Origin of the sequence: Victivallis lenta, assembly GCF_009695545.1 — a bacterium.
Taxonomy (GTDB): domain Bacteria; phylum Verrucomicrobiota; class Lentisphaeria; order Victivallales; family Victivallaceae; genus Victivallis; species Victivallis lenta.
Genome location: NZ_VUNS01000027.1, coordinates 61,120 through 71,167, shown reverse-complemented (window position 1 = coordinate 71,167; position 10,048 = coordinate 61,120). Strand labels below are relative to the sequence as shown.

10 protein-coding genes are annotated in these 10,048 nt (G+C 54.6%); 9 read left to right on the top strand and 1 reads right to left on the bottom strand.

All coding sequences use genetic code 11. The features are described 5' to 3' along the window. From FYJ85_RS18615 to FYJ85_RS18605, 3 genes are all read left to right on the top strand, one after another. The coding region (locus FYJ85_RS18615; protein ID WP_154420136.1) for a DUF3987 domain-containing protein at positions 1 to 1,823 on the top strand (1,823 nt) is incomplete at its 5' end. 472 nt (positions 1,824 to 2,295) lie between these two features. Next, the gene (locus tag FYJ85_RS18610; RefSeq protein ID WP_154420134.1) at positions 2,296 to 2,526 is read left to right on the top strand and encodes a helix-turn-helix domain-containing protein; all 231 of its coding nucleotides are present in this window, start codon (positions 2,296 to 2,298) and stop codon (positions 2,524 to 2,526) included. A gap of 497 nt (positions 2,527 to 3,023) precedes the next feature. Next, positions 3,024 to 4,256, top strand: a complete 1,233-nt coding sequence (locus FYJ85_RS18605) for a DNA modification methylase (protein ID WP_154420132.1) — start codon at positions 3,024 to 3,026, stop codon at positions 4,254 to 4,256. A 290-nt stretch (positions 4,257 to 4,546) separates the two neighbouring features. Here the strand turns inward: FYJ85_RS18605 and FYJ85_RS18600 are convergent, their stop codons facing one another. Beyond that, complete coding sequence (locus FYJ85_RS18600; RefSeq protein ID WP_206213303.1) at positions 4,547 to 5,065, bottom strand: winged helix-turn-helix domain-containing protein; 519 nt, start codon at positions 5,063 to 5,065, stop codon at positions 4,547 to 4,549. A gap of 111 nt (positions 5,066 to 5,176) precedes the next feature. On the opposite strand from FYJ85_RS18600, the gene FYJ85_RS18595 reads away from it, so the two are divergent. From FYJ85_RS18595 to FYJ85_RS18570, 6 genes are all read left to right on the top strand, one after another. Then, the gene (locus FYJ85_RS18595; protein WP_154420128.1) at positions 5,177 to 5,374 is read left to right on the top strand and encodes a hypothetical protein; all 198 of its coding nucleotides are present in this window, start codon (positions 5,177 to 5,179) and stop codon (positions 5,372 to 5,374) included. A gap of 135 nt (positions 5,375 to 5,509) precedes the next feature. Beyond that, the gene (locus FYJ85_RS18590; protein WP_154420126.1) at positions 5,510 to 7,831 is read left to right on the top strand and encodes a terminase gpA endonuclease subunit; all 2,322 of its coding nucleotides are present in this window, start codon (positions 5,510 to 5,512) and stop codon (positions 7,829 to 7,831) included. Beyond that, positions 7,824 to 7,967, top strand: coding sequence for a hypothetical protein (locus FYJ85_RS18585; RefSeq protein ID WP_154420124.1), 144 nt, complete (start codon positions 7,824 to 7,826; stop codon positions 7,965 to 7,967). Before FYJ85_RS18590 ends, FYJ85_RS18585 begins: the two co-directional genes overlap by 8 nt. After that, on the top strand, positions 7,964 to 8,395 hold the full coding sequence (locus tag FYJ85_RS18580; RefSeq protein ID WP_235903240.1) for a DUF2924 domain-containing protein: 432 nt from the start codon (positions 7,964 to 7,966) through the stop codon (positions 8,393 to 8,395). Before FYJ85_RS18585 ends, FYJ85_RS18580 begins: the two co-directional genes overlap by 4 nt. Then, positions 8,395 to 9,681, top strand: a complete 1,287-nt coding sequence (locus tag FYJ85_RS18575) for a recombinase family protein (protein WP_154420120.1) — start codon at positions 8,395 to 8,397, stop codon at positions 9,679 to 9,681. Before FYJ85_RS18580 ends, FYJ85_RS18575 begins: the two co-directional genes overlap by 1 nt. Next, positions 9,662 to 10,048: a hypothetical protein gene (locus FYJ85_RS18570; RefSeq protein ID WP_154420118.1), complete on the top strand. Its 387-nt coding sequence runs from the start codon at positions 9,662 to 9,664 to the stop codon at positions 10,046 to 10,048. Before FYJ85_RS18575 ends, FYJ85_RS18570 begins: the two co-directional genes overlap by 20 nt.

Here is a 10,048-nt window from a genome sequence, read left to right as displayed (position 1 = left end):
CGTCCGAACAGGTCGCGATCGACACGTCGGTTCACAATCCGGCGCGGATCTGGCGGCTTCCCGGGACAATGAACTGCAAGGGCGACTCCATCCCGGAACGTCCGCACCGCATGGCCCGGATTCTGGAAGAACCACAAGATATTGTGTCTGTGTCCCGGGAGCAAATGCAGGATATTGTGTCGCATCAGAGTGAAGACACTCAAACAGACGTTCCGGATGACGACTGGAAGCACACAATGCCGGCGTTTGATCTGGACTCCTGGATCGCGCAGTACTGCCCCGAGCTTGGCTCTCCACAGCCGTGGAAGGGGGGACGAAAGTGGATTTTCCCCGTCTGCCCGTTCAATGAGGCGCACGCAAACAAGTCCGCCGTTCTGATTCAGGAACCGTCCGGGGCGGTGGCATTCAAATGCCATCACAACGGCTGTTCCGGCAACGACTGGCGCGCCTTGCGTGAACTCCGCGAACCCGGATGCTACGACCGCCGGGAGGAGGCGAACTCCGATGTGGATCTGAGCGGAATCTTGAAACCGAACAGGATCGAAAAGCAGGAAAAGGAGGCTCCTCTCTTTCCCAATCCCGGACCCGTCCCGGACAAGCTGTTGTCGATTCCCGGATTCATTGATGATGTCGTCAAGCTCTCAATGCAGTCGGCTCCGTATCCGAACCGTGTTCTTTCGTTCACCGGCGCACTGGCGCTCCTGGCGTTTCTCGTCGGGCGAAAGGTGCAGGACAAGCGCGACAATCGGAGCAACATCTATCTCATCGCGCTGGCAGACAGCGGAACCGGCAAAGATCATCCGCGCAAGGTGAATTTCAATATCGCTTTCCGCGCGGGAGTCGCCGGGGCGATCGGCGATGCCTTCGCTTCCGGAGAAGGACTCGAGGATGCCCTGTTCATGCACCCGTCCATGTTGTTTCAGGCGGATGAGTTCGACTGTATTTTCAATACTTTGAAATACAGTAAAGACAACCGGGCGGAATCCATCAACGAAAAGCTGTTGAAGTTCTATGGCGCGTCCAACACCATCTATCCGCTGCGCAAAAAAGCGTCAGCGAAGAAAAAAGACGGCACTGTTCATGAGATCGCGCATATTGTGAATCCGAATCTGGTTCTGCTGGGAACCGCGATTCCGCAGTATTTCTATGAATCGCTTTCCCGGCGTGTGCTTGAAAACGGGCTGGTCGCCCGGTGCATCATCGTGGAAGCGGGCAAACGTGGCGAAGCCGGCAATCCCCAGCCGATCACGCCTTCGGATTCGCTGATCCGCGCGGCAACCTACCTCGCGAATCTTGATGTGAACGGCAATCTGACAAACGAGTATCCAAAGCCGCTGATCATTACGGAAACGCCCGAGGCAACTGCCGCGCTCCGGGAAGTTCAGCAGGAATGCGACCGGCGCTACAACTTCTATGAAGCACAGAATGAAGGAGCCGCCAAGGCATTGTGGGCGCGCGCCCATGAAAAGGTGTGCAAGCTCGCCATGCTGCACGGCATCAGCAGCAACGTCTACAACCCGCTGATCACCGACAAATCGGTCAAGTGGGCGTGGAAGTTCATCGATCATCTGACACGGCGGATGCTTTACATGGCGGACCGCTATGTCTATGAAAACATCTTCGATGAGAAATGTCAGAGAGCAATCCGCAAACTGCAGGAGCATGGCGGCCGGTTGCCGCACAGCAAACTTCTGCGGCTTTTGCACGAGTCTGCGGACTCCATGAAGAAAATCGCAGAAACCCTGCAGGAAAAGGGCACTGTTCAGGTAGAATATGACTCTTCCGTCAGACCTGCGGCAAAAATATACCGGCTCGTGGAATGATTCACAAAAAACAATGTGAACGGTCCAGGGCTTCCCGGAAAAAAAGATGCAAAACGCCGGGAAAAGTGAAGGAAAAAAGTGTGAATAGCAGAATGAAAAGAGAAGAACAGAAAAAAATAATAATATATATATTTACACTCAAAATATATTATTTTTCTTCTGTTTTTTTTAGCTTTTCACCACTTCACAGCTGTTCCCGGACTTCTTTCTTTTTTTCATTTGCATATAAAGAGCCGTGAAAGCCGTGAACAACATTTTTGAAAGGATTTTTATGAAAACAGAAGATCGGCACATTAAGACATGTTCCGAATGCAAATTTTTTGATTCCAGAGGCAAAGGCTCCGGCAGTATTTGCCGCCGCCACGCACCGTCAACTGTCAGGTATGCACATTCCCCGTACATAGAGTGGCCGGTCGTCAAGGATGATGACTGGTGCGGTGAGTTCAAACACAAAAAGTAAAGGAAAACAGCCATGTCCGTTTATGCTAATGCGGCAGATGTGCTGCCGTCCGAACTGCTCAAGGCGGTTCAAAAGCATTGGCGCGGTCTGCTTTATATCCCTCCGGTGAACTACAAGTCAAAGGCAGACAAGAACTTCGTGCAGAACATGGTTGCCTCCGGCACTCCCATCGGCGAGGTCGCAGACATGGTCGGACTCACCCCACGGCGGATTTATCAGATCCAGAAGAAAAACCGGGAATAGCCGATGCACTCATGAGCCTCCGTCACTTTTCCGTCACTTTTGTCGAAATGACGGAAAAATCTGTCGTTTATTTTAAGGGTATTTCCAGCCTCATAGAAGCACAGAAAGTTCGAGGGGTCGAAAATGAGGCGGCGAGGCTTATGTACATTCCAGAGTCAACGGTTCCCCCCTTGAAAGGGATTTTTCGAGGGCGCGCGGAAGGAGTCGGCGTTATAAGCAGACTTGCTTGCCGGTGATAAAATTTTTATGCTCGTTGATTCTCAACGACTTGCGACCCGCTCCGACAGTGCGCCGACACGCCCCCGGACAGCCCTCTTACGCGCGCGACAGCACGTTCGCCGGGGCTGTATAGCGGGTCGGAATCGAATGCGACACCGGGGCTGTTTGCCCCGTTTCCGGCGAAATCGTCTTTCTCCGGAATTCTCAATTCTTCAACCCTTGCAAAAGTAGCTCCGAATCTTGCTTTTGCAAATCATTTTTCCAGGAAAGGAACCTTTATGCAGATTCAAATGATGAAACTCTCGGAGATCCATCCGTATGAGAAGAACCCGCGCTTCAACGACGGCGCGGTGGAGGCGGTTGCCAACTCAATTAAGGAGTTCGGTTTCCAGCAGCCGATTGTCGTGGACAAGGATCTCGTCGTGGTTGTCGGCCACACCCGCCTGAAAGCGGCGGAACAGCTCGGCCTCTCGGAAGTGCCGGTGGTGATCGCGGAAAACCTCACGCCGGAACAGGTACAGGCGTACCGGATCGCGGACAACAAGACCGGCGAGATCGCGGAGTGGAACTACGACCTTCTTCCGATCGAACTGCGCGATTTGCAGGAAAAGGATTTTGACCTGTCGCTCCTCGGCTTCGACACCGACGAGCTTGACCGTCTGCTGAACGGAAGTTCCGAAGAAAATGTGGTTGCCGAGGGAGAGACGGACGCCGACGCCGTCCCGGATGTTCCGGAGGATCCGGTCAGTCAGCCTGGGGTGATCTATCAGCTCGGCAAGCACCGGCTCATGTGCGGCGATTCCACCAGGGCGGAAGACGTTGCCCGTCTCATGAACGGCGGGAAAGCGGATCTCGTTTTCACCGATCCGCCGTATGGAGTCAGTTATCGCGGTGTGAACAATCCGGGCGGCCGTCTGTGGGAGGTCATTGAAAACGACGATCTGCGCGGGGAAAAACTTTCGGAGTTCCTGCTTGCCGCATTCAAAAATCTGAAAGCGAGCCTCCGGGAAAAGCGGGCGTTCTACATCTGGTATGCCAGCAGCAATCATTTGCAGTTTGAACACGCCATCATTGATGCCGGACTGAAATCCAAACAGGTATTGTTCTGGAACAAGGGAATGATCCTTGGTCACAGCGATTACCATTGGGCGGCGGAACCGTGCTTTTACGGCTGTCATGAGGGCGAGAACTGCGAGTGGTTCGGCGACCGCTGTCAGACGACGGTCTGGGACATCAAGCGGGACAACACGCGGGAATATGTGCATCCGACGCAGAAACCGACCGCTCTGGCGATCAAGGCGATTTTCAACTCTTCGAAGGCGGGTGAGACCGTGCTGGATCTGTTTGGCGGCTCGGGCAGCACGCTGATTGCCTGCGAGCAGACAAACCGCGTCAACTGCACGATGGAGTTTGATCCGAAGTATGCGGACGTGATCCGCCGCCGCTGGGCGGAGTTCGTCCATGGCGAGGGGTGTGACTGGCAGGCACTTACTCCGGCAGTCGAAGAATAAAAACTACAGGGTAGTAGACACTATCTACATCCATGGTGGCAATGATGCAATCTCCGCTCCGACTTCTGTACTGACTGCTTCGGTCACTTGTTGAACTCGAAAGATCCCTGAATTAGTACGTTGCAAAGATGGAGGGGCACGGATTGTACCCCGTGGTTGAAGAGCGACACGATGTCAGAGGTGGGGTTATTTAGGGAGCCTCCGAAGCCATAATCCGGAAGCACTCTTGGGAAAAAGGAATGGGGATCAGCAAGGGTACTCATACTGTGAGCACCCTCTTCAGTTTTCGGTCAGCTGTTGAACTCGAATGCGCCCCGGCGGGCGGCACTCTTGCGGACGCGCGGCGTCTCCTTCTCCTTGATCTCGCGGAAGAATGCGGAGTAAAGGCTCTGCTCCGGAGTCTTTGCTCCATTCGGGCTCCAGCGACCTTCTTCGATGACTTGCGCGAGGATCTCTTTCGTGTTGAGCGGTGTCCGGCTGCGCTTGAGAACCTGCAGAGCCGCATTCAGGAGTGAGAGCTTTTTCTCCGGCGATCCGCCGGATTCCGGCGCGAGATTGGGCGTGTCCACTTCCTCTTCCGCTTCCGGCGCAGCGGATTCCGCCTCCGGTTCCGTTGCGGGAGCCGCTTCCGGCGCTCCCGGTTCGGCGATGACCCGTTCGATTCTTGTGACGATGAACTCGCGGTTGCTGCCGACCTTTTTGACTTTCCAGCCGTTCGCGGTGATCTCGGTTACGACGACCTCGATCTCATTGCGTCCGACTTTCACCATGACGATGGTTCCGACTGTGATGTTGCTCGTGTCGCACATACTTACCTCCTTGTGGTTGTTTGAGTTGCGACTTCTTTGCTTCGCTGGTGCATATACAACCATGACTTGCGCCACTTATCCAGTCGCAATCTGAAAATAAAGGCAAAATAGATGGATAATTCTTTGAAAATCACTGCATTGCAGCCTGAAGTGCTGGTGAGATTGCTGAAACAGGCCGGATCCCGGACCGCTTCTCCGGAGATGATTGCCGAAGATCTTGCTTCCGGTGCGCCGCGGAATCCGGACGGCACGATCAATCTGATTGAATATGCCGCCTGGCTGGCAAAGGAGGAAAATGATGAGTTGTAAAAATACCTTGCCCGCAGATATGAGTACGGCGAAGCCGCACGGAATACCGGAGAGCCGGGGTCCCCGCAAAGTACCCGAAGCCGCAAAGCAGACCCGAGGCCCGTGGCCGAAGGGTGGCAACTTTGGGGGGATTCTATGATCAATCCGAGTAACATGCGCGTGGTGGACATCGCACGGCTTCTGAACTCCACGTCGTTCGGATTTGTTCTGGCGCAGGCGCGGCTTTACCGCGAGTTCAACCGCGTCGGCTTCCGGATCGGTTCCTCGGAGAATCCGCGCAACATCAACCTCCTGAAATACATTGCCTGGATGTTCGACCGGAAACACACTCCGGAGGAGACGTCCGGCGCGCGCAGCTATGAGGATCGGCGCAACGCCGAGCGCGACCGTCAGGCGGAACAGTCGCTCGCCGGACGCGACATCGGCCCGCTCCCGGAGGTCGTGAATCCCGACAGGAAAGCCGCGTGCGAACGCAATTTCCAGCTTTTCTGCGAGAGCTATTTCCCGGAGACCTATGCTCTTGCATGGTCGCCGGATCATCTGAAGGTGATTGAGAAGATTGAAACGGCGGTTCTGCGAGGCGGACTCTTTGCGCTGGCGCTCCCGCGCGGTTCTGGGAAGACGACAATTACGGAAAGCGCGGCGCTCTGGTCAATGCTCTACGGTCACCGCGAGTTTGTGGTATTGATCGGCGCGACTGAATCAGCGGCTCTGGAGCTTCTGGATTCATTGAAGACCGAGCTGGAGGTCAACGAGCGTCTCGCCGAAGACTTTCCGGAGGTGTGCTATCCGGTGGCACAGCTGGAGGGGATCGCGAACCGCTGCGCCGGACAGCTCTACAAGGGCGAGCGCACCCGCATCACCTGGACGAGCAACGAGATCGTTCTGCCGACCGTCGAAGGAAGCAGGGCTTCCGGCATCATCGTCCGAGTCGCCGGCATCACCGGCCGTATCCGTGGTATGAAGTTCAAGCGGAGCGACGGCCGGAGCGTGCGCCCATCACTTGTCATCATCGACGATCCGCAGACCTCGGAATCCGCCGGATCGCTGGAACAGACACGCAAGCGGGTTCGTGTGCTTGCCGGAGACATCCTGGGACTTGCCGGTCCGGGGCAGAAAATCTCAGGGATCATGCCCTGCACGATCATCCGCCCGGGTGACATGGCTGACATCATCCTCAACCGAAACACACATCCGGACTGGAACGGCGAAAAGACCCGAATGGTCTACCGCTTCCCCACAAATATGAAACTGTGGGAGGAATACGCCGAGATCCGGGCGGAAGCTCTGCGCACGGAGGGCAATTTCCAGAAGGCGACGGAGTTTTATCTGGCGAACCGGGAAGCGATGGACGCCGGAGCGGAAGTGAGCTGGGAGGCCCGTTTCAACCACGATGAAGTATCGGCGCTTCAACACGCGATGAACCTGAAGTTTCAGGATGAATCAGCCTTTATGAGCGAGTATCAGAACGACCCGCTTCCGGATGACACGGCGGATGACTCGCTCCTTTCCGTGGACGAGATCTGTGCAAAGATCAACGGACTTGCCCGACGGCGCGTTCCGCTGAAATGCGATCGCCTCACGATGTTTGTCGACGTCCAGAAAGCGCTGCTTTTCTATGTGGTGATCGCATGGGCGGAGGACTTCACCGGCGCGGTCATCGACTACGGCTCATGGCCGGATCAGCACCGGCACGAGTATTCGCTTGCCGATGCGAATCCGAGCATTCAGACGCTCTTCCCGAAAGCGGGCTTCGAGGGGGCCTTGTACGCCGCGTTGTCCGCGCTGACCGATGAATGCCTCGGGCGCGAGTGGGAGCGCGAGGACGGGGCTGTCCTGAAAATCGAGCGCGCTCTCGTGGATGCAAACTGGGGACAGTCAACCGATGTCGTCTATCAGTTCTGCCGTCAGAGTTCCCATGCCGGAGTGATCCTGCCGTCGCATGGCAGATACGTCGGCGCTTCCTCGAAACCCATGACCGAATACCGCAAACAGCAGGGCGACCGGCTCGGATTCAACTGGATGATTCCGAATGTCGCCGGGAAACGGGCGATCCGGCATGTCATCTACGACACAAACTACTGGAAGAGTTTTATTCACGCACGGCTCGCGGTTCCCGTCGGCGACAAGGGGTCGCTCACGCTCTACGGACGGATCCCCGGAGCTCATCAACTCTTCGCAGAGCATCTGACCGCTGAATACCGCGTCAAAACACAGGGGCGCGGCCGCACGGTCGACGAGTGGAAACTCAAGCCTCAGTCGCACGACAACCACTTTCTGGACTGTGTCGCAGGCTGTGCGGTCTGCGGATCCATGCTCGGCGCATCTTTGCCCGAGACGCTTCCCGCGAAGCTCGACCGCAAGCCGATGATCCGCCTTTCCGACAAACGCCCTGGCGGGATTCCCCCGAATGGCAGACTCAAACTTTCCGAACTCAGGAGACAGAAAAATGGATAAACGGGAACTTCCCGAAAATATTCGTCAGGCGATCGATCTGATTGCCGCAGTTCTTCGCAGAATCAAGGCAAAAGAACTGGATAAACGCAGGGATAAATGCTTGTATATAGAGAAAAGCAAAGGGGTTACGGCATGATGAATGAATCTGAGGTAAAACGGCAGCTGGAGTTGCTGGATCTGATGAATCAGGCAGAACTTCGGGAAAAATTCTGTGAACTCTTTGGCTTTGAACCGGGGCAGACCAATATTGCAAACCTGCGCCGCCGTCTTGCCTACCGGATTCAAGAGATTTATTACGGCGGACTCTCCGAAGCGGACCGGCAACTTCTTGAGCAGATTGCAGACGGCGATCCCCAGGCAAATCTCCGGTATGGAAAAAATGGAGTTTCCCATGTGTGCGGAACTCGCTACCAGAGGGTCTGGAAAGGTAAAAAATATGAAGTGACGGCTCTCGGGAATGGAAAATTCGAATATGACGGAACGGTCTATCAATCGCTTTCCGCCATCGCCCGCGAAATTACCGGGACTCGCTGGAACGGCAAACTCTTTTTCGGGGTGAAGTGATGGTGATGCAGACGATTCCAAAGAAGAGATGCGCGATTTACACACGCAAGTCCGTTGAGGAAGGACTGGATCAGGAATTCAACAGTCTGGATGCTCAACGGGAGGCTGGCGAAGCCTATATCGCCAGTCAGAAAGCCAACGGATGGGTCTGCCTCCCGACTCGTTATGACGACGGAGGATATTCCGGCGGCAATATGAAACGCCCGGCGCTTCAGCAGCTCCTTGCCGACTGTGAAGCCGGGCTGGTCGACATCATCGTGGTTTACAAGATCGACCGACTCTCCCGATCCATCTGTGATTTTGCAGACCTCTCCAAGAAATTTGACGAATGGGGCACACAGTTCGTCGCGGTGACGCAGGAAATCAATACCGCCACCAGCGCCGGGCGAATGATGCTCAACATTCTTATCACCTTCGCGCAATATGAGCGGGAGGTTATCACCGAGCGTGTACGCGACAAGATGTCCGCCAGCCGGAAGAAAGGTAAATGGGTCGGCGGTCGCGTTCCGATGGGATACCGTGTGGAAAACAAGAAGCTGATCATCGTGGAGGAGGAAGCACGGATCATCCAAAGAATCTTTCAGCGATTCATCGAGGTTCAGTCTCCGGCACTGATTGCTCAGGAACTCAACAGAGACGGGATTCGAACCAAGCAGGGAAGAATTTGGAACAGACAGCATATTTATCGGATTCTGAGCAACCATACTTACGTTGGTAAGGTCAACTACAAAAACAGCATTTGTGATGGAGAACAGGAAGCGATTATCGACCAGGACGTCTGGGATCGGACTCGGGAAATTCTCAGAGTGAATGATCCCGCACCAGCCCATATGCCCAGGACTGAAATCATTGCTCCGTTAAAAGGAATCTTACGCTGCGGACACTGCGATTGCGCAATGATGCCAACCTATGCGCGGAAAGGCAGAAAACAGTATTACTATTATTTCTGTGCAAAGGATTCCAAACGGGCAACTCCGACTTGCCCGGTGCGCCAGATCCCCGCAGGAGATGTGGAGCGGATCACTCGGGAACAGGTGATGAAAATGCTTCAGACACCGACGATTCTGATAAAACTGGCGCAAGTGTTGAATCTTCCCGCAGAGAAAATCGCAGAACTGTTCAAAGAAACATTCTGGCAGGAGATCTCGCCCGGTGAAATGAACCGCCTTCTCCATCTCCTCCTGGAAAAGGTCGAAGTTCACGAAGGCAAGCTCACTGTAGAATTCAAGAGTTCAGGTATCAAAACTCTTATGGAGGAAATCGCGAATGGAGAAGAAACAGATTGAAGTTCTGGAAAACGGGAATGTCCGGGTGACGATCCCGTTGATTTTCAAAATCGCCGGTGGCAGAACGAGAATTTTTACCCCCGACAGTGAACATGTAGAATATACTCCAATTCAGCTGGCTCTTGCCCGGGCTTTCCGCTGGCAGAAAATGATTGATGAAGGAAAATTTTCCAACATCAAGGATCTGGCTGCAACCGTCAGAGTTGATTCTGGGCTGATTTCCCGGACGATTCGCCTGACACTCCTTTCCCCTAAGATCATCCATAAACTCCTCTCCGGTGAACTTGACCTTTCCTTGGATAGTTGCCGCCGGAGTCTTCCCGACTCATGGGCGGAACAGGAAAAAGTTCTCTTGAAAGAAATCTGA

Bases quoted from the DNA above. Each gene is read 5' to 3' on its own strand.
- FYJ85_RS18580 (WP_235903240.1), top strand. From the start codon at position 7,964: ATGATGAATGAATCTGAGGTAAAACGGCAGCTGGAGTTGCTGGATCTG.
- FYJ85_RS18585 (WP_154420124.1), top strand. From the start codon at position 7,824: ATGGATAAACGGGAACTTCCCGAAAATATTCGTCAGGCGATCGATCTG.
- FYJ85_RS18575 (WP_154420120.1), top strand. From the start codon at position 8,395: ATGGTGATGCAGACGATTCCAAAGAAGAGATGCGCGATTTACACACGC.
- FYJ85_RS18605 (WP_154420132.1), top strand. From the start codon at position 3,024: ATGCAGATTCAAATGATGAAACTCTCGGAGATCCATCCGTATGAGAAG.
- FYJ85_RS18600 (WP_206213303.1), bottom strand. From the start codon at position 5,065: ATGTGCGACACGAGCAACATCACAGTCGGAACCATCGTCATGGTGAAA.
- FYJ85_RS18595 (WP_154420128.1), top strand. From the start codon at position 5,177: ATGGATAATTCTTTGAAAATCACTGCATTGCAGCCTGAAGTGCTGGTG.
- FYJ85_RS18570 (WP_154420118.1), top strand. From the start codon at position 9,662: ATGGAGAAGAAACAGATTGAAGTTCTGGAAAACGGGAATGTCCGGGTG.
- FYJ85_RS18590 (WP_154420126.1), top strand. From the start codon at position 5,510: ATGATCAATCCGAGTAACATGCGCGTGGTGGACATCGCACGGCTTCTG.
- FYJ85_RS18610 (WP_154420134.1), top strand. From the start codon at position 2,296: ATGTCCGTTTATGCTAATGCGGCAGATGTGCTGCCGTCCGAACTGCTC.